This window comes from Streptomyces sp. ITFR-6 (genome assembly GCF_031844725.1).
In the GTDB taxonomy this organism is placed as follows: Bacteria; Actinomycetota; Actinomycetes; order Streptomycetales; family Streptomycetaceae; genus Streptomyces.
Genome location: NZ_CP134612.1, coordinates 7,886,290 through 7,905,478, shown reverse-complemented (window position 1 = coordinate 7,905,478; position 19,189 = coordinate 7,886,290). Strand labels below are relative to the sequence as shown.

The 19,189-nt window shown below is 71.2% G+C and carries 13 protein-coding genes and 2 riboswitches; of the genes, 8 read left to right on the top strand and 5 right to left on the bottom strand.

From position 1 onward, the window contains the following. From RLT59_RS35725 to RLT59_RS35705, 5 genes are read right to left on the bottom strand one after another with little or no spacing between them, the layout of a single operon-like run. Positions 1-828, bottom strand: coding sequence for an ECF transporter S component family protein (locus RLT59_RS35725; protein ID WP_311307225.1), 828 nt, complete (start codon positions 826-828; stop codon positions 1-3). Further along, the gene (locus RLT59_RS35720) at positions 825-2,489 is read right to left on the bottom strand and encodes an ABC transporter ATP-binding protein (RefSeq protein WP_311307224.1); all 1,665 of its coding nucleotides are present in this window, start codon (positions 2,487-2,489) and stop codon (positions 825-827) included. The genes RLT59_RS35725 and RLT59_RS35720 overlap by 4 nt, the downstream gene beginning before the upstream one ends. Further along, positions 2,486-3,670, bottom strand: a complete 1,185-nt coding sequence (locus tag RLT59_RS35715; RefSeq protein WP_311307223.1) for an energy-coupling factor transporter transmembrane component T — start codon at positions 3,668-3,670, stop codon at positions 2,486-2,488. The genes RLT59_RS35720 and RLT59_RS35715 overlap by 4 nt, the downstream gene beginning before the upstream one ends. A gap of 4 nt (positions 3,671-3,674) precedes the next feature. Continuing rightward, a complete protein-coding gene (locus RLT59_RS35710) occupies positions 3,675-4,616 on the bottom strand; it encodes a hypothetical protein (protein ID WP_311307222.1) in 942 nt (313 codons plus the stop codon). Next, positions 4,613-7,321, bottom strand: a complete 2,709-nt coding sequence (locus RLT59_RS35705) for a prenyltransferase/squalene oxidase repeat-containing protein (protein WP_311307221.1) — start codon at positions 7,319-7,321, stop codon at positions 4,613-4,615. Before RLT59_RS35705 ends, RLT59_RS35710 begins: the two co-directional genes overlap by 4 nt. 200 nt (positions 7,322-7,521) lie before the next feature. Continuing rightward, positions 7,522-7,667: riboswitch (cobalamin riboswitch) on the bottom strand. An 84-nt stretch (positions 7,668-7,751) separates the two neighbouring features. Further along, positions 7,752-7,826, top strand: a riboswitch (cobalamin riboswitch). Between the two features lie 122 nt (positions 7,827-7,948). Between RLT59_RS35705 and RLT59_RS35700 the strand changes: the two genes are divergently transcribed. The 8 genes from RLT59_RS35700 to RLT59_RS35665 all read left to right on the top strand — a co-directional run bounded on the left by RLT59_RS35700 (position 7,949) and on the right by RLT59_RS35665 (position 18,985). After that, positions 7,949-9,361, top strand: a complete 1,413-nt coding sequence (locus RLT59_RS35700) for a prenyltransferase/squalene oxidase repeat-containing protein (protein WP_311307220.1) — start codon at positions 7,949-7,951, stop codon at positions 9,359-9,361. A gap of 75 nt (positions 9,362-9,436) precedes the next feature. Continuing rightward, entirely contained in the window at positions 9,437-10,504 is a 1,068-nt protein-coding gene (gene tsaD, locus RLT59_RS35695) for a tRNA (adenosine(37)-N6)-threonylcarbamoyltransferase complex transferase subunit TsaD (RefSeq protein WP_311307219.1), read from the top strand. Positions 10,505-10,637: 133 nt separating this feature from the next. After that, a complete protein-coding gene (locus tag RLT59_RS35690; protein WP_311307218.1) occupies positions 10,638-11,828 on the top strand; it encodes an ROK family transcriptional regulator in 1,191 nt (396 codons plus the stop codon). 67 nt (positions 11,829-11,895) lie between these two features. Next, entirely contained in the window at positions 11,896-13,221 is a 1,326-nt protein-coding gene (locus RLT59_RS35685) for an extracellular solute-binding protein (RefSeq protein WP_311307217.1), read from the top strand. 61 nt (positions 13,222-13,282) lie between these two features. After that, positions 13,283-14,245 (top strand): carbohydrate ABC transporter permease, encoded by a 963-nt coding sequence (locus RLT59_RS35680; RefSeq protein ID WP_311307216.1) that lies wholly within the window; start codon positions 13,283-13,285, stop codon positions 14,243-14,245. A gap of 20 nt (positions 14,246-14,265) precedes the next feature. After that, a complete protein-coding gene (locus RLT59_RS35675) occupies positions 14,266-15,117 on the top strand; it encodes a carbohydrate ABC transporter permease (RefSeq protein ID WP_311307215.1) in 852 nt (283 codons plus the stop codon). Further along, on the top strand, positions 15,114-16,757 hold the full coding sequence (locus RLT59_RS35670) for a beta-N-acetylhexosaminidase (RefSeq protein WP_311307214.1): 1,644 nt from the start codon (positions 15,114-15,116) through the stop codon (positions 16,755-16,757). The genes RLT59_RS35675 and RLT59_RS35670 overlap by 4 nt, the downstream gene beginning before the upstream one ends. 113 nt (positions 16,758-16,870) lie before the next feature. Then, positions 16,871-18,985 (top strand): ricin-type beta-trefoil lectin domain protein, encoded by a 2,115-nt coding sequence (locus tag RLT59_RS35665; RefSeq protein ID WP_311307213.1) that lies wholly within the window; start codon positions 16,871-16,873, stop codon positions 18,983-18,985. Positions 18,986-19,189 lie beyond the last annotated feature (204 nt).

Sequence of the window (19,189 nt, the reverse complement as noted above, 5' to 3'; positions counted from 1 at the left end):
TTAGGGGCGGGCGTCCGGGTCGGCCGGTCCGGCGGGTGTGAAGCGGACCGGGGCCTGGAAGCGGGCGCGTCGGGCGGCCCGGCGGAACGTGGTGAGTACCGCCGGGCCGGCCAGCGTGACGCAGACGAAGTTGGTGACGGCCCGGCCGGTGTCCCAGCCGAGGGAGGTGGCAAGGTCGAAGGCGAGGTAGCGGTGCCACTGCTCGGTGAAGGGCAGGCCTGGCAGATAGGCGAGGGAGCTGTTCGGGTCGAGGGAGAAGGGCCAGAAGGAGAGGTTGAGCAGGAAGCCGAAGAGGTAGCCGGAGACCGAACCGTAGGCGGCGAGCATCAGGACCTCGCGGCGGCCGGTGGCCCGGGGCAGCAGGCCGGCGAGCATGCCCACGAAGGCGCAGCCGAACATCTGGTACGGCATCCACGGCCCGACACCGCCCGTGATCAGGGCGGAGGTGAAGAGCGAGGTGCAGCCGAGGGTGAAGCCGAAGCCCGGTCCGTAGACGCGTCCGGCCAGGACCAGGACGAAGAAGACCGTCTCGATCCCGGCGGTTCCGGCGCCCAGCGGGCGCAGCGCCGCGTTGACGGCGGAGAGGACGCCGAGCATGGCCAGGGCCTTGGAGCTGATGCCGCCCTCGGCGATCTCGGAGAGCACCACGCAGAGCACGAGGACGAGCAGGACGCCGAAGATCAGGGGCGGGGCGTAGTTCGAGCCGAACTCTCCGGGTGCGACGACGAAGGGCCAGAAGAAGGCCACCACGCCGAGGAACGCTGCCAGCGCGATGACCAGTGAGACACGGGTGGTGAGCCGGATGGCCGTCGAGGCGGTCGTGCTCATGCGGGGTCCTCGCCGTCGCGGGGCGCGGGGCGGGGCGAAGCGAGTGCCGAGGTCACCTGGTCGACGGTGAGGAACGGCAGCGGTGCCAGGATTTTCGCGGTCTGCGGTGCGAACACCGGTGAGGCGACGATGACTTCGGGAGTGGGGCCGTCCGCGACGATGTCGCCCTCGGCCATCACCACGACCCGGTCGGCGGTCCGGGCCACGAACTCCACGTCGTGGGTGGAGATGACGACCGCACGGCCCTCCGCCGCGAGTGCGGCGACGATCCGGGTCAGCTCCGCCTTCGCCCGGTAGTCCAGCCCGCGCGTCGGTTCGTCGAGGAGCAGCACCCGAGGTGTCGCGGCGAGCTGGATCGCGAGGACGAGAGCCAGTTTCTGCCCTTCGGACAGGTCGCGTGGGTGGGTCGCGTCCGCGATGCCCGGCGCCAGCCGGTCGAGTATCTCCCGCGCACCCGGGTTCGTGTCCCCGTCCGCCGACTCGCTGTCCGCCTGGGCGAGTTCCTGCTTGACGCTCTCCAGATAGAGCAGGTCGGCGGGTGTCTGCGGGACGAGGCCGACCAGGCGGCGCGCGTGGGCCGCGGGCAGCGCGTGCGGATCGTGCGCCGAGCCGCCTCCCGTGACGCGGACCGTGCCGGCCCTTCGCGGACCGGACCCTTGCAACGCCCACAGCAGGGAGGACTTTCCGGAGCCGTTGCGCCCCATCAGCGCGGTGATCTCACCGCTCCGCAGGCCCAGGTCGACCTCGCGGACGGCGGCGACACCGTGATAGCTGACGGTGATTCCGCGGCCGGTCAGCAGGCGCGGGGCGTCGGCTGCGGGAGCCGGGCGCACCGGGGCGGGCGTGGCGTCGGCCAGCTCGGTCCTGAGCAGGACGGCGGCACGGCGCGCGTCGCGGACGGACAGCGGCAGCGGGTGCCAGCCGGCGGTGCGGGCGAGTTGCACGATCGGCGGGGCGATGGAGGACGTACGGAGGATGCCGGCGGGGGTGCCGTGAACGACGCGCCCGTCACCGGGCAGGTGCACGACGCGGTCGGCGTACTGCACGACGCGTTCGAGGCGGTGCTCGGCCATGAGGACGGTGACCCCGAGGTCGTGGACGAGCCGGGTGACGGCGGCGAGGACCTCCTCCGCCGCCGTCGGGTCCAGGGCGGAGGTGGGTTCGTCGAGGACGAGGACGCGGGGATGGGCGGTGAGGACCGATCCGATGGCGACCCGCTGCTGCTGTCCGCCGGAGAGCTCGTGGAGCGCGCGGTGGCGGAGGTCCGCCAGGCCCAGCAGGTCGAGGGTCTCCTCGACCCGTTTACGCATGACCGGCGGCGCGATCGCCAATTGTTCCATGGCGTAGGCGAGTTCCTCCTCGACGGTGTCGGTGACGAATCCGTCGAGCGGGTCCTGCCCGACCACGCCCACCACGTCCGCGAGTTCCCGTGGCGGGTGGCTCGCGGTGTCCCGGCCGTCGACCGTGACGCGGCCGTACAGGGTGCCGCCGGTGAAGTGGGGTACGAGCCCGTTGACGGCGCCCAGGAGGGTCGACTTGCCGACACCCGTATGACCGACGACGAGGCAGAGTTCGCCCTCCTCGATGACGAGGTCGACCTCGCGGAGGGCGGGTTCGGCCGCCCCGTCGTACCTGACGGTGACCTGGTCGAAGGTGATCACGTGGCTTCGGCTTTCTCGGTGCCCTGTCGGGGGACGATCGGGTGGGGCGGGGCCGGCGGCGGTGCGAGGAACCCGGCGGTCCCGGCGAGCAGGATCGCGCAGGTGGGCACCAGCGGCAGCGCCGGCCAGCTGATCGGGTAGATGGAGGGGTTGAGCTCGGCCGCGTCGTAGCCCATGTCGCTGAAGAGAAGGACGGCGGAGAGCACACCGGCTCCGGCGACGGCCCATTCGGGCAGCAGCCACGGGTCGGGCCGGTAGGTGGTGCGCGAGACCCTCCGTCCGCCCAGCCGCAGGCCCGCCACGCACAGCACGGCCCCCGCCGCCATCGCCGGGAACCCGAGGAAGGCGGGGGTGGTCGCGTCGAGAAGGCCGTACGCCCCGGCGCACAGGCCGCACATCCCGAGGAGCATGAGCGCCCCGGTGGCCCGCCGCGAGCGGCGGGTGGCGGTGCCGGCGCGTCCGTATCCCCGGGAGTCCATTCCGGCGGCCAGGCGCAGGGAGCGTTCGAGGGCGTCCTCCAGGACAGGGACGACGATGCCGCGCAGGGCCTTGAGCCCCCTGCCGCGTCCGGCCCGCAGCCGTCGGGCGCGGGCCACTCGTTGCACGCTCTGCACGAGTTGGGGCGCGACGCTGATGGCGACGGTGACGGCGACGCCGAGTTCGTGCAGGGCGCCGGGCAGGATCCGCAGGGCGCGTTTGGGATTGGCGAGGGTGTTGGCGGCGCCGACGCAGCAGAGCATGCAGGCGAGGCGCAGTCCGTCGGTGGCGGCGGACAGGAGCGCTTCGAGGGAGACGGGTCCGCCGAGCTGGATGCCCGCGTACCAGTCGGGGGTGGGGATGTGCGGGAGGGAGAAGAGGAAGTGGTCGTGCGGGGTGATGCCGGTGGCGAAGACGGCCCGGAACAGGACGCGGATCGCGACGACGGTGAGGGCGAGGTACAGGTAGTACGTGAATCCGCGGGCCCAGGCCGCCTCGGTCCGGCGCGTGGTGACGACGTATCCGAGGACGGCGAGCACGAGGAACAGCAGCAGCGGGTTGTTGGTGCGGCTGACGGCGGTGGCCAGCGCGAGTGCCCAGATCCACCACGCGACCGGATGGAGCGTTCTGGGCAGCCGGCGGCCGCCCGTGTCCGGCGCCCGGCCGGACACGGGCGTGGTCGCTGTGGGGGCGGCACCCGCCACTCGACTACTCCGTACGCCGGCGGCGCCTGGCCGCGAACACGGCCGCCCCGCCTATGAGTACGACCAGCGAGCCGCCCACGAGCAACGGCACACGGGACCCGGCGTCGACCTTCGCGTCGGCGGCCGGGGCGGCGTCGACCACCCTGGTCCCGGCCCCCGGCGCGCTCCCGGCGGGACTGGGCGAAACGGCCGGTGAAGGGCTGCTCGGTGACGCGGACTTGGACGCGCTGGGCGACGGGCTCTTCGACGGCTTCGCCTCGGCGGAGGCCGGCTGCGAGGGGGCCGGCCTCGGTGGGGCCGGCTTCTTCGGCTCGGGCGCCTTCGGTCCGGTGTCGGTGCCCGGAGGGAGCGCCGGGGCGCGTTCGGTCGAGGCGGGCTCGCCGACGTTGCCCCGCGCCTTCGTGTTGTGGGCGCGGAGCTGTCCGGGGGTGAGCGTGGGCCGGCCCTCGGTGCCCTCGATGTTCGTACCGCCGAAGATCCACAGGTCGACGCTGCCGGGCTTCGGCTTGTAGAGCATGGCGCCGAGCTGGCTGTACTCCCAGGAGTCCGCGCCCGGATCGGCGTGCCAGTAGGACCAGTAGGCGGAGGCCGGTGGCGTCAGCACGCAGTCGTCCTGCTGGGGCGTCGGATACTGCCTGCCGCCTTGTTGACCGCTGTAGCCGATCCGGCAGATGAAGGCGGGACCGTCGTGACCGGTGCCGGTGGTACGCCAGCCGCCCTGGTTGAGCAGCTCGTACCCGGTCGTGGGCGTGGTGCCGCAGGAGCGGTATACGGGGCCGCCCCAGTGGCTGAAGTCGACCGCCAGGACGGCTCCGGAGGTGGTGGTGCAGCGGCCCATGGGCTGCGGGTCCGCCGCCGCCGGGGACGCGTTCGCCATGAGCGCCGCAGCCGGCAGGAGGAGGGCCGCGACCGTCCGAGCGGCTCGGCGCCATACAGGGATGCTCATATCCGTCCCGCCTCCGATGCCCGGCGACGGGCCACGACGACCATCCACCGGCCGGCGCCCACCAGCAGGGCCGCGAACCCGGCGAGCACACCGGCCCGCACACCGGTCGAGGCCAGCGCTCCCCCGCCGGAGCCGCCGCCGTCGGTGTCGACGATGCCGCCTGTGCCGCCTGTGCCGCCTGCCGAGTCGTCGGTGGTGACGATCGACGGGGTGGACGCGCCGGGGCTGGGTGTGGGCTGGGGCGAGGTACCGGCCAGGCTCCGCCCGAGCGTGCCGAACGAGATCCCGGTGGCACCGCCGACCGCCTGGGTGGAGGCGCGCAGGTCCGATCCGCGCTGCCCTTCCCTGGCGACGTTGAAGCCGCCGTCCGTGTTCTGCTGGCCCGCGAGGAACTTACGCGCCTTGGCGATCTCGGAGGCGTACCGATCCGCGTCCAGCGAGAGTCCCTGAACGGCGAGGGCGGCCGAGTTGACGGAGTTTCCGGCCGCGCCGGGGAAGCCGCCGTCGGGAAGCTGCTCGCCCGCGATCCAGCCGAGTGCCTTGTCCACGGCCTGGTCCGCCTTCTCACCACCGGCCAGGTCCAGGGCCATGGCGGCGATGGCGGTGGAGTCGACGTCGGAGTCGCCCGTGGCGGGGATCAGGCTGGGCCAGGCACCGCTGCCGTGCTGGAGGCTCCGCAGGTAGGCGACCGGCGCCTGGGCTGCCTGCTTCTCGTCGGCGCGCACCTGGGCCATGACCGCCAGGGACTGGGAGAAGACCGAAGGGGCGTAGGTGTAGGCGCCCTTGGCCGCGCAGCTGCGGTCCGGGGCCTTGCTCGGCCCGGCGCACACCGCCTTGTCGAGCGCGGCGATGAGGTCCTTGCCGCCGAAGGAGCGAGGATCGCGGCCCACCGCTTCGGCGAGCAGGGCGGCCTTGCCGATGGAACCGCCGAGCGCGTACTTCGTCCCCGTCCCGGTCCAGTCCTGGAGGGTCCGGCCGGCCCCGTCCTTCCCGCCCTTGTCGAGGAAGTCGACGATGCCGCGGAGCTTGCCGTTGTTCATGCCGGTCGCCACGAGGGCGTAGGCACCGTCGATGGTGAGCCCGAAGTCCGCGCGGCCCGTGCCGTCTCCGTAGTACTGGCCCTGCTTGAGGTTTGCCGCACGAGTGAGGTAGGCGACGCCCTTCTTCATATCCGGGCCCTCACCGGCCGGAAGGGCCGGGTCCGTGGTGGGCGGACGAGTCGTCGGGGGCTCAGTGGCCGGCGGGTCCGTGGTCGGCGGGTCCGTCGGGTCCGGCTTCTTCGTCGTCAGGCGGGTGAGGTCGGTGTCCGCGCCGGCCAGGACCGCCGGGCCGGTCGGGTAGAGCGCCGGATCCGTGGCGTCCTCCTCGAACCCGAAGCCGCCACCGTCGAGCTGCTCACGCGAGAGCCAGGAGACAGCCGCGTCGGCCCGGGTGGTGTCGCCGAGGGCGCGCAGCGCCTGGGCCGCGTACGCGGTGGCCTGGACGCTGCCGGCCGTGGACCCCGTGTAGCCGGGGAACGCCCCGTCCTCGCGCTGGGCCTTCCTCAGATACGTACGCGCCTTCGCCACGTCGGCGTCCTGGCCTGCGGCCTCGCGCAGGGCCAGAACCGCCAGGCCGGTGGTGGCGGGGTCTCCGTCGCAGTATTCGCCGGGGCGGATCAGGATGCTGGTGACGCCGCCGTCGTCGCACTGGAGCTGGGTGAGACGCTCGACGGCCGCCGTCGGGGGCGTCGCACCGGAGCGCAGCACGGCGAGGAGCGCGAGTGCCTGTCCTTCGCCGTACGAGGCGTTGTGGAAGTCGCCCTTCGCGGAGCAACCGGGGGTGTAGGTGACGGAGTCGGGGCCGGCGGCGCAGACGCTGCCGATGAGGTCCGCGATCAGGTCGTGGCCGCCGAAGGCGTGCGGGTCGCCCTCCGTGGCCTCGGCGAGGAGGGCGAGCCGAGCGGCCGCTGCCGCGTCGGGTGCCTGGTCCTCGCCCGACGGGTAGGCGTAGTCGTCGGTGTGGGCGGCGAGGAAGGCCGTGACCTTGTCGAGCGTGCCGCTCGTGCCCTCGGCGGCGGCAAGCGCGTAGGCCGCCTCTGTGGTCAACAAGTAGTCCGGGGTGTCGGTGCCGTCGTCGACGATGCGTTCGCCGTCCTTGAGCGCGCCCTTGGCCCAGGCCGCCGCGGCCGCGGTGTCGATCTCACCGGCCGGAACCGTGGGAGTGCTGCCGCCGGGGTCCGGGGTCTCGGCGCCCCCGCCTGCGCGCACGTCGTCCGGGGTGAACGTGGGCCTGCCGGTCGTGCCGCCGATGTCGGTCCCGCCGAACACCCAGGCGTCGACGTCACCGTCCTTCAGGTCGCGGCTCATGGCGCCGTACTGGCTGTACGTCCACTTGGTCTGCCCCGGCGAGGCGACCCAGTAGGACCAGTAGGCGGTGGCCGGCGGGGTGAGGACGCAGGACTCCTGGTCCGTCGTCGGGTACTGGGTTCCGGAGCCGAGTCCGATGCGGCAGATGAAGGCGGGGCCGTCGTGCTGCGTGCCCTCGGTGGTGAAGCCCGCCTCGTGGAGGAGTTCGTATCCGGTGGTCGGCGTGGTGTCGCAGCCGCGCTCGACCTTGCCGCCGAAGGGGCCGAAGTCGACAGCGACGACGGCGCCCTTGCCGGCCGTGCACGCGTCGACGGGACCGGCCGCGGCCGGGGTGCCCGTGCCGAGTGTCACGCACATGGCAAGCAGGAGAAATGCCACCGCCACCAGGGAGAGGAACGCTCTGGTCCCCGGCTTCCGGTCTGTTCGCTGTGCGGTCCCCACCGCGGCCCCCTCGTTCTGTCTCCGTGGGGACACGAACGTGGCTGAGCCCACCGCGACCACGCGTGGTTCACCGCATGGCGGGGCTGGTCGACCACGCCGTAGTCCGCGACGGCGCTTCTCGCTGCAGATCAGGCCCCAGGTAATCCGGCTCGCCCGGCGATGCCGGGCCTACGGTTGCGGGTCAGCGCCGGATTTCGACCGGCTTCCCCCGGAACTCAGTGCTTATCAGGCGGATTTGAGCACGCCCCCGCACGCAACGTCAAGAGGCGGCCGCGCCGTCCGGACCGGATTCGGGGGCTGCTGACAGGACGGCTCCGGCTGGGGTAGCGTCCTGGACTGCCACATGGGGGAACCCGGTGAGAGTCCGGGGCTGACGCGCAGCGGTGTGGGACGGCGGGGGCCGTTCCGAGCCCGAATGCCCATGTCGGCGGTGCATCACAGGAAGCCGGTCCACGCGTTCGGGCGGCGGCCCTTCCCGCTGCCGCCCCTCTTCGGACCAGGACGCGGGCCTGGCCGGCGCGCCCCTCATCCCAGGAGCAGGCCATGCCTCGTCCTTCGGTCTCACCCCGTCTTGTGTTCACAGCAGCCGTCTCCCTCGGGGCTCTGTGTCTGAGCGCCCTGCCGGCGGCGGCCACCGCCACTCCGGCCCAGATCGCCACCTCGAAGACGAACGGTGTCGCGTATCTCAAGTCCCTTCAGGCAGCCGACGGTTCGTACGCCTCGGGCGGACTGTCCAACGAGTGGGCGTTCAGCGCCCTGGCCTCCGCCGGAACCGCTGCGGTGGACGTCACACCCGGCGGCGACGCCTCGAAGAACGCAAGAACGGTCTACCGCGCCCTGCTCGCCACGGCGAGCTGGCCGTCGGCGGAGCCTGTGGTCACCGACTACGAACGCGCCACGCTCAACGCCTATGCGGCCGGTATCGACCCCGCCCGGGTCTCCTCCTCCCGCAACCTGATCGGTGACATCTACGGCTACTGGCAGAACGCCGAGCCCGGCTACTTCGGCCCGTCCGCCAACTTCAACGGCACCGTCTTCGCGACCCTGGCCCTCGGCGGGGCCAGGACCCGGGCCGGTGCCCAGCGCATACCCCAGGCCCTGCGCGACTCGCTCGTCACCCGCATCCGCGCCAACCAGCACAACGACGGCGGCTGGAACTACAGCAAGGCCGAAGGCGATCCGGCGGCGCTCGCCGCCACCAGTGACATCGACATGACCGGCGCCGCGATGGCCGCGCTCTGCGTCTCCGGCGTCCCGGACACCGACACGGACATCACGCAGGCCAAGGCGTTCCTCAAGAGCAAGCTGGTGCCCACGAGCGGCGCCTTCAACGCCATGTTCGGCGTCAACACCGACTCCAACAGCTGGGCGGTCTCCGGCCTGAACGCCTGCGGCGTCAACCCGCAGACCGGTGACTTCCTCACCTCCGCCGGCAAGACCCCGGTCGACTTCCTCATCAGCCAGCAGTTCAGCCCCGGCGGCGGCTTCAAGTACCTGCCCGGTGACACCGCGCCCTCCGCGTACGCGTCCATCGACGGACTGCGCGCCGTCGCCGGCGGCGGCTTCACCACCGCTCCCCCGGTCCCCGCCACGAGCGGCGCGCCCCAGTGGGTGGCGGAGTCCGCCTTCACCTCGGGTGCCCCCACGAAACTGGCCCTGACCGTGGACGACGGCTCGGGCGGCCTGAAGGTGTGCTCCGTCGCCTTCACCCCCACGGGAACCACGGCGACGCTCGGCGCTCTCCTGGACGCGGCGACGGCCGGCGCGACCCCGTCCGGCTGCGTGGGCGGCGTGACGCCCTCCTCGGGAACGGGCGCGATCACGTCCCTCAACGGCAAGGCGAACAGCGGGACGAACACGTGGAAGGTCAGCATCGACGGTTCGGCCTTCGCCGGAGCGACCCGCGCGAAGGTGCTCAACGCCGGTGACACGGTCGCCCTGCGCCGGGGTGCCTGACCGGCCCGGGTGAGCTACGGCGTATCCTTATTGCACACAGCTTGCAATTAGTTATTCAGTGCAGAAGGGTACGCCATGGGGTCCCCGGTGGTGCTCGGCATCGAGTCCTCGTGCGACGAGACCGGCGCGGGTCTCGTGCGGAACGGGCGTCTGCTCGCGCACTCGGTGGCGTCGAGCATGGACGAGCACGCCCGGTTCGGCGGTGTGGTGCCGGAGATCGCGGCGCGGGCACACCTGCACGCGTTCACACCTGTCGTGCGGGACGCCCTGGACCGGGCGGAGCTGCGGATGGCGGACATCGGCGCCGTCGCGGTCACCACCGGCCCCGGGCTGTCGGGGGCGCTCCAGGTGGGGCTCGCCGGGGCGAAGACCCTGGCGTTCTCACTCGGGGTGCCGCTGTACGGGGTGCACCATCTGGCCGGGCACGTGGCCGCCGACACCCTGGAGCACGGGCCGCTGCCCGACCCCTGCATGGTGCTGATCGTCTCCGGCGGCCACACCTCCCTGCTGCTCGTACGGGATCTGGCCCGTGACCCGATCACACACCTGGGCGACACCATCGACGACGCGGCCGGCGAGTGCTTCGACAAGGTGGCCCGGGTGTTCGGGCTGCCCTACCCGGGCGGGCCGGCCATCGACCGGGCCGCCCGGGACGGCGATCCGCGCGCCGTGGCGTTCCCGCGCCCGCTGTCCGGCCCGCGGGACTCGCGTCATGACTTCTCGTTCTCCGGGCTGAAGACCTCCGCCGCCCGCTGGGCCGAGCGGCACCGGCTGCGCGGCGAGGAACCGCCGCTGGCGGACGGGGCCGCCTCGCTCCAGGAGGCCGTGGCCGACGTGCTGACCCGCAAGGCGGTCGCCGCCTGCCGTGAGCACGGCGTGGACACCCTGGTCGTGGTGGGCGGAGTGGCCGCCAACTCCCGTGTCCGGGCACTCGCGGAGGAACGCTGCCTCGCCGCCGGCATCACACTGCGGGTCCCGCCGCCGAAGCTGTGCACCGACAACGGGGCGATGATCGCTTCGGTCGGAGACCTCCTGGTCCGGGCGGGGGCCGAACCCGCGCCCCTGGACGTCTCCATCGACCCGTCCGCACCTCTGGAGTACGCCGCGCTGCATCCCATCGCCCGTACGGCCAGGGCCGCCTGACGGTCCGCTCCAGCATGACGACGGCCACGGCCATGGCCGAAAAACGCACGTCCACCCCCTTGACGGTGGCAGAAATGCGACTGACTATCTAAAGCATCTTAAGTAAAGCCGCCTTAGGAAGCAGTCTCACTCCATGGGCGAATCCGCCGTTCCCCCCTCCGGGCCCCTCCGTCCGCAGCGCAGCCTGCTCCAGGTACCCGCGCTCCCGCGCCGGCCCCCGGAGCGGCAGAAGGCGAGCACGCTGGACAGCCGGGTGCACAACCGGTCCCTGGTGCTGGCGACGCTGTACCACGAGGGGCCCAAGAGCCGTTCGGAGATCGCGCGGGCGTCCGGGCTGACCGCGCCGACGATCTCCGCGCTCGTCGCGGATCTTGAGGAGGACGGGCTCGTCACCGACATCGGCCCCCGGAAGGGCGGCGCCCGGCTCGGCAAACCCGCGAGTCTCGTGCGCATCGAGGACGACGCGGTGAACCTCGTGGTCCTGGACCTGTCGCACAGCGACCGGTTCAGTGGCGCGGTGCTCAATCTGCGGGGCGAGGCCGTCGAGCGCCGGGATGTGCCGCTCGACGATGCCCTGGGCACGGCCGCCCACGAGCTGGTGCTCCGGCTCACCGCGGATCTGATCGAGGCGGCGCCCCGGCGGGTGCTGGGGATCGGCGTCGGCTCGCCGGGCATCATCGACGACACCGGGGTCATCCGGCTCGCCGCCCACCTCGGCTGGACGGGTCTCCCACTGGCGGCCGAGCTGGCCGAACGCTTCGGCATCCCCGCGTACGTCGGCAACGACGTGAACCTGGCGGCGCTCGGGGTGCTGCACTTCCGGGACGCGCGGACCCAGAACCTCATGGTGATCTCGATCGAGCACGGCGTCGGCGCCGGGCTGATCGTCGGCGGCGAGCGGGTCGAGGGGGAGCAGTTCGCGGCGGGCGAGATCGGTCACGTCACCGTGGACGAGCGCGGCGAGCTCTGCATGTGCGGGCGGCGCGGCTGTCTCGACCTGTCCATCGACGCGGGGCACCTGAGGCGGCGTCTTGAGCTGGCGCCAGAGGAGCGGTGGCCGGTCCTGCGGGCGGAGGCGGGCCGGGCGCTGGGCACCGTACTCGCCCCGATCATCAGTGTCCTGAACCTGAACGAGATCGTGCTGACCGGCCCTCCCGAGCTGGTCGACGGGGAGTTCCTCGACGCCGCGCTGGAGGTCGTGCGGGCCCGCACGCTCGGCCCGGTCAACGCCGCTCTCGACATCCGTTCCCTCGCCGGGGACAACGATCTGGTCCTGCTCGGCGGCGCGTGCCTGGTACTCGCCGGTGAGCTCGGGGTGCTCTGACCCGGACTCACCCCCTGTCCGCACCCTTCTCCTTGCTTGAAACCGCCTCATAACCACAGGAGTTGCGATGAAACACTCAAGGTTCGCCGTGGCCGGCGCCCTCGGCCTGGCTTCCGCTCTCACCCTGACGGCCTGCAACGGCTCCGGGACGGGCGGCGCGGGCGGCGGTGAGCAGAAGGTCTCCGACGCGAAGGGGGAGGGCAAGACCCTCACCGTGTGGATCATGCAGGACGACTACTCCCCCGAGTCGCTCAAGGCGATGAAGCAGGAGTTCTCCGCGAAGACCGGCGCCGGGGTCACGATCGAGACCCAGAGCTGGGACGGCATCGCCACCAAGCTCACGACGGCGCTGGCCACCGACAGCCCGCCGGACGTTCTCGATCTCGGTAACACCCAGGTCGCGAGCTACGCCTCCAGCGGCGGCCTGCTGGATCTGACTCCGTACGCCAAGGACCTCAGGCAGGGCCAGAAATGGCTTCCCGGTCTGGAGGAGCCCTCCACGGTCGGCGGCAGGCTGTACGCCGTGCCGGGTTTCGCCGCCGCCCGCGCGGTGATCTACAACAAGACGATGTGGGCGAAGGCCGGCGTCAAGAAGGCGCCGAAGACCTACGCCGAGCTCACCGCGGCGCTCGGGAAGGTCCGGGCGGCCAACAGGGCGTCCGACTTCTCGCCGTTCTACCTGCCCGGCCAGCACTGGGCCACCGGGCTGCAGTTCATCTGGGACGCGGGTGGCGAGATAGCCACCGAGCAGGGCGGCAAGTGGTCGGCCGGCATCGGTTCCGCCAAGGCCCAGGCCGGTCTCGCCGTGTTCAGGAAGTTCCAGAACGCGTACTCCGCGCCCGCCTCCCGTACCGCCGATCCGCAGAACCCGGACCAGCTCCAGGTGTTCGCCGACGGCAAGGCGGGCGCCATCACCGCGACCAGCGGGCAGATCGCCCAGATCGAGAAGGCCAACCCCGAGCTCACCGACGCCGATCTCGGGGCGTTCGCGCTGCCCGGCACCTCCGGCAGGGCCCAGCCGGTGATGCTGGGCGGCGCCGTATGGGGCGTGGCGGCCAAGAGCGAGCAGCAGGACCTGGCGCTCCAGTGGATGAAGACCGCCGCGAGCCCCGCCATCCAGGACACCTGGATCGGCGGGCACGACGGCTGGAATCCGAACAGCGCCGAAGCGAACGAGAAGGCCTTGGCCAAAGCCGGCCCGCTCAAGAAGGGCTTCTTCGAAGCCGCGCTGAACTCCCGGGCCACCCCGGCGAGCCCGAAGTGGGCGTCACTGGAGGCCGACAAGTCGGTCAACCAGCTGTTCTCCGGGGTCGCTTCGGGCAAGAAGTCCCCGGCGGACGCGGCCCGGAGCTTCGACGCCGCGGTGGACAAGGCGCTCAATGCGGCCGGCTGACGGAGCGGGCCGCCCCCGCCCGTCCTGCGCCCATGACCTGCTCACCAAGGATCCGGAACCCGTGACAGCGCCGGCCGGCGCCAGGCCGCTTCGCGCGGTCCGTCAGGCGGAGCCGGGGAAGCGGCCGGAAGGACGCCGACGGCAGTGGGCGGTGGTGTGGCTGCTCTCACCGGCCGGGCTGGTGATGGCCGCCTTCAGCGTGGCGCCGGTCCTGTTCCTAGTCTTCACCTCGTTCACGGACTACAACCAACGCACCCTGTTCACAGGCGAGTTCAGCATGGTAGGCACCAAGCAGTACGCCGACATGTTCGACGACCCGGAGTTCTGGAAGTCGCTGGTGCGCAGCATGCTGTTCACCGTAACGATGGTCGCGGGCAGCATCACGATGGGCGTCGGCGTGGCCCAGCTGCTCACCCGGCTGCGGACCGCGATGCGCATGACGGTGACGGTCGTGCTGATCTTCGCCTGGGCCATGCCGAACGTCGCTTCCTCCCTGGTGTGGAAGTGGCTGTTCCAGCCGGGCTACGGGGTCGTCAACTGGCTGCTGACCCAGATGCACGTGTTCGGCGACATGACCAATACCGACTGGGGACAGAGCGCCTCTCTCGCGTATCTCTCGATCTGGTCGCTGGTGGTCTGGCAGGCGGTGCCGTTCATCGCGCTGACCCTGTACGCGGCGCTCACGCAGCTGCCCCTGGAGCTGCCGGAGGCCGCGCGGCTGGACGGGGCGGGCGAGTGGCGGGTGTGGTGGTCGGTCACACTGCCGTTCCTGCGGCCGACCCTGCTGCTCGTCACGATCATGTCGGTGATCTGGGACTTCAACGTCTTCAACCAGATCTGGCTGGTCTCCGCGGGCGGTCCCGACAACGCGACGAGCACGCTCGGGATCTTCGCGTACAAGACGGCGTTCGTGTCCTTCCGGATCGGCCAGGGCGCGGCCCTGTCGGTCATCACCACCGCGATCCTGCTGGGGATCACCGCGGTGTACATCCGCAATCTGCTTCGCTCGGGGGAGGACCTGTGAGAAGCCGTACGGGAAACCGGGTGACGCGCCGTCCATACCGGGCGGGGAGCCCACGGGGCGGATGGCTGAACAACACCCTCGCCACCGTCTTCTGCCTCGTGTGGATCTTCCCTGTCTACTGGATGGTCAACACCGCATTCAAGGCACGCTCCGAGGCGATGACGCCGACGCCGCACTTCTGGCCGTCCTCCCCGACCCTGCGCAACTTCGACGCGGCGATCAACCAGACGGGCTTCCTGACCGACCTGCGCAACAGTCTGATCGTGGTGGGCGGCGCCGTGCTGCTCGCCGTGGTCCTGGGGGCGTTCGCCGCGGCCGCGCTGTCCCGGTTCCGCTTCCGGGGCCGGCGCACCATCATGGTGTCGATCCTGATCGTGCAGATGCTGCCGATCACGGCGCTGCTCATCCCGACCTTCCTGATCTTCAACGAGATCGGGCTGCTCGGTACGTACACCGGGCTGGTCCTCGCTTACGTGGCCACCGTGCTGCCCTTCTCGATCTGGGTGATGCGCGGGTTCTTCATCACGGTCCCGGCAGAGATCGAGGAGGCCGCGCGGCTCGACGGCGCGACCACCTGGCAGACCCTGACCCGGATCCTCTTCCCCCTGGTGGCGCCGGGTCTGATCGCGTCCAGCATCTTCGCGTTCATCACGGCCTGGAACGACTATCTGGTCGCCTACACCTTCATGAAGGACCAGGACCACTACACGCTGCCCGTCTGGCTGGCGTCGTTCTCCACTCCCGCCACCGGTACCGACTTCGGCGGCCAGATGGCCGGCTCGGTGCTCTTCTCGCTGCCGGTGGTCGTCTTTTTCCTGATCATCCAACGCAAGCTGGTGTCCGGCATGTCCGCCGGAGCCGTGAAGGGATGACCCCCACCATGCTCCTCCTCCCCCGCCCCCACTCGGTCGCGTCCGGCGACGGCGCGCTTCTGCTGGACACGTCCACCCGGATCAGCGCGCCCGCAGAACTGGCACCGACGGCCCACTGGCTGCAGTCGGTACTGCGTCCGGCGACCGGACTGGCGCTGCCGGTGACCACAGGCGCCGAACCCGCCCCGGCCGGCTCCGCGCTGGCGCTGACCCTGGATCCGCGCCTCCCCGCAGAGGGCTACCGCCTGGTCTGCGGTCCGGGCGGCGTCACCATCACGGGCGGCGACACCGCTGGTGTGTTCTACGGCTGCCAGACCCTGCGCCAGCTCCTGCCGCCGCAGATCTACCGCGCCGCCGAGTCGGCCGGGGTGAGCTGGGCGGTACCCTACGGCACCGTCGAGGACTCGCCCCGTTTCCGCTGGCGCGGCACGATGCTGGACGTGGCCCGGCACTTCATGCCCAAGCACGACGTGCTCCGCTTCCTCGACCTGCTGGCGATGCACCGCATCAACACGCTCCATCTGCACCTGACCGACGACCAGGGCTGGCGGGTGGAGATCCTGCGGCATCCCCGGCTGACCGAGGTCGGCTCCTGGCGCCGCGAGTCCCAGCTCGGTGCCGCCGAGGACGCCCCCAACGACGGCCGCCCGCACGGTGGTTACTACACCCAGGACGACCTGCGTGAGATCGTCGCGTACGCCGCCCGGCGGCACATCACGGTCATGCCGGAGATCGACGTACCGGGCCACTCCCAGGCCGCCATCGCCGCCTATCCCGAACTCGGCGTACGCGGGGAGCGGTTGGAGACCAGCCCCCGTTGGGGGGTCAACAAGAACATCCTCAACGCCGAGGAGTCGACGCTCGACTTCTTCCTCGGCGTCTTCGACGAGGTGATGGAACTCTTCCCCGGGCCCTTCATCGGCATCGGCGGCGACGAGTGCCCCAAGGACCAGTGGGAAGCCGATCCGCGCAGCCGGGAACTGATGGCGGAGCGGGGGCTCGCCAGCTCGAAGGAGCTCCAGGCGTGGTTCCTCGGCCGGATCGGCGCGCACGTCGCGGCGCGCGGCCGCCGGGTGTTCGGGTGGGACGAGATCCTGGAGGGCGCTGTCCCGGAAGGCGTCGCGGTCGCTTCGTGGCGCGGCATGACCGGCGCCCGCACCGCGGCGCGCCGGGAGTACGACGTGATCTCCTGCCCCGACGACCTGGCGTACCTGGACTACCGGCAGTCGGAGCTGGAGAGCGAACCGATCCCGTTCGCGGTGCCGCTGACGCTTGCGGACGCGTACGGCTTCGACCCGGTGCCCGACGGGCTCACCGAGCGGGAGACGGCCCGGATCCTCGGCGGGCAGGCCAACATCTGGACCGAGCACATGGATTCGCCCCGAACGGTCGACTACTACGTCTTCCCGCGTCTGTGCGCCATCGCCGAGGCTCTTTGGAGCGACGGCGAGCGCGATTTCGACGACTTCCTCGTACGGCTGCGCACCCATCTGGTCCGGCTCGACGCACTCGGTGTCGAGTACCGCCGGGAGGACGGCCCGCTGCCGTGGCAGAGCCGGCCCGGAGTCCCGGGCAAACCGGCGACACGCGCCGACTGGACCGAGTTCATCGACGGACTCGTGGCCCCCATCAGAACCTGAGCACGCTCACCCCCAGCGCTCCGGACAGCTCCCCGCACGAACTGCGATTCAGCATGTCCGGACGTCTGTATGTCTGTACGTCTCCGATTCCGCATCTCTCCGAAGGAGAAACAGTGAAGCAGAGAACAGGACGACGGGCCGGCCTCGCGGCCGCGTCCGCGCTCACCATGGCGGTGGCGACGGGAGTGGTGGCCCTGCCCGCCGCGGACGCCGCCGCTCCATCCGGGACGGTGACCATCGGCGGGAAGTGTCTGGACGTCACCGACGGCAGCTCGGCCAACGGCACCGCCATCCAGCTGTTCGACTGCAACGGCGACACCGCCCAGCAGTTCAGCTGGGCGGACGACGGTTCGGTGAAGGTGCTCGGCAAATGCCTTGATGTGACCGGCGGTTCGGATGCCAACGGGGCGCGCGTCCAGCTCTACGACTGCGCACCGGTGAACCAGCAGAAGTTCAAGTACCTGCCCGACGGCACGATCTACAGCGCCAAGTCCGGCAAGTGCGTGGCCGTACTGGGAGGGGTCGCGAACCACGCGAGGACCGGCCTCGCTCCGTGCGACCCGAAGCAGACGTCGCAGAACTGGACCGCCGCGTCGGCGCCCGGCCCGGGGTACAGCCTCTCGGCCGGCGCCCCCGTCGAGTACGCCAACCCCGATGACACCCCGGCCGGAGTGTTCACGGCGAAGGACGGCCGGTTCTACTACCAGCAGGCACACGCGCTGTACAGCGCGGACGACCCGCGCGAGTGGAACTTCTTCAACGGCGACGACTTCGATTCCGCGCGGCTCGACCCGATATCCGGTGCGGTGAACCCCGCCAACGAGCGGGACCGCAACGACGACACCACGTGGCGCTGCGACAACAGCCCCACCGGCAAGGAAGCCACACCGGCCACCGACACGTCGAGCTACGCCCACCCCAACTACTGTGATCTGGCGGGCGTCTGGGTCGACCCGGACAGCGGCGACTGGTACGGCCTGGTGCACAACGAGTTCACGCCGCAGCCGTTCGGCGACGGCATGCACTACGACGGGATCGATGACGCCGTCTCCCGCGACCAGGGCAGGACCTGGTCGATCGAGGACCACGTCATCACCTCGCCGTACAGCACGAAGCGCGATGACACCGGCCAGTTCCCGAAGGACACGTACGACTACGGCGACGGCGACCCGCGCCTGTTCGTGGACAACGCCTCGGGCTACTTCTACGTCTTCTACGCCGACCGGGTGCTGAACAAGTCCGGCGGCGGCAGCGTCTGGCACCAGCACGTGGCCCGCGCTCCCATCGCAAAAAAGATGGCGCCCTCCTCGTGGAAGAAGTGGCATGACGGGGCCTGGCAGTCGCCGGGCACCGGCGGCGAGGAATCCAACATCATCCCGGCGGACGGCAACGGCACCGGCTACACCGCGCCCGCCGACGAGTACCAGCCGTCCACCGCGGGCAAGGCGGCGGACCAGGTCGCGCGGGGCGCCATGCCGGACAACTCCCAGCTGACCGTCATGAACATCACCTGGAGCGCCTACCTGGGCAAGTACATCGGCACCCCGCAGAACAACATCGCCCAGGCGACCGAGACCGACTCCCCGCTGCACTTCTACGCGACGGACGACCTGGCCACCCAGAAGTGGGAGAACATCGGCAGCGTCGCGGAGAACCAGAACGCCTCGTGGTACCGGTGGTTCCTCGACTCGGGAAGCAGGACCACGTCCAGCGTGGTGGGCAGGACGTTCCGCTCGTACTGCTCCTTCTACTGCGACACGTACACGGGTGAGTACGCCGACATCACCATCGAGCCCACCTCGAAGACCGCGCTGCCCGTCTCCCCGGCCGGCGGCAGGACCCGTGAGATCAGGGCCGCGAACGGCAGGTCACTCGCGCTGTCCGGCGGACGGGCCCAGAAGTGGAAGGTCACGAGCACCGGCGACGGCTTCTACACCGTCGCCGGACCTGACGGCCGGCCGCTGCGCGTCGCGGACGGTGCGAACGGGCGGGCCTGGGGCGCGCGGGTCTCGCTCAGCGCGAAGGACGCCAAGGTGTCGGCCACCTCCCAGTGGTACCTGCAGAAGGTCGTGAAGTCCCCCGCCGCGGGCGGCGCTTCACAGGCCACGGGTAAGTACCGTCTGGTCAACCGCCACAGCGGGCTGGCCCTGAGCATCGACAGCCACGGCTCCGTCTCGACCGCACCGCAGCACGCGGACGCGGCCCAGCTGATGTCGTTCCGCCCCTGACAGCCGGGGGACGGGCGGGTCGCGGACCGGGGCACCGGTTCCGCGACGCGCCCGGCAGCGCGCTCCGGGAGCGGCGTGTACGCCCGTGGGCGGGGCCCGGCAGAGGCCTCTCGGACGGTATGGACAGGGTGAGTTGACATGACTACGCTCACCCTTGGTCTAGACCGCAGAACTCTCCGGACATCACCCCACATCTCCAGGAGC

Coding starts and splice junctions, on each gene's coding strand:
- RLT59_RS35725 (WP_311307225.1), bottom strand. CDS start 828: ATGAGCACGACCGCCTCGACGGCCATCCGGCTCACCACCCGTGTCTCA.
- RLT59_RS35710 (WP_311307222.1), bottom strand. CDS start 4,616: ATGAGCATCCCTGTATGGCGCCGAGCCGCTCGGACGGTCGCGGCCCTC.
- RLT59_RS35705 (WP_311307221.1), bottom strand. CDS start 7,321: ATGTGCGTGACACTCGGCACGGGCACCCCGGCCGCGGCCGGTCCCGTC.
- RLT59_RS35700 (WP_311307220.1), top strand. CDS start 7,949: ATGCCTCGTCCTTCGGTCTCACCCCGTCTTGTGTTCACAGCAGCCGTC.
- tsaD (WP_311307219.1), top strand. CDS start 9,437: ATGGGGTCCCCGGTGGTGCTCGGCATCGAGTCCTCGTGCGACGAGACC.
- RLT59_RS35690 (WP_311307218.1), top strand. CDS start 10,638: ATGGGCGAATCCGCCGTTCCCCCCTCCGGGCCCCTCCGTCCGCAGCGC.
- RLT59_RS35685 (WP_311307217.1), top strand. CDS start 11,896: ATGAAACACTCAAGGTTCGCCGTGGCCGGCGCCCTCGGCCTGGCTTCC.
- RLT59_RS35670 (WP_311307214.1), top strand. CDS start 15,114: ATGACCCCCACCATGCTCCTCCTCCCCCGCCCCCACTCGGTCGCGTCC.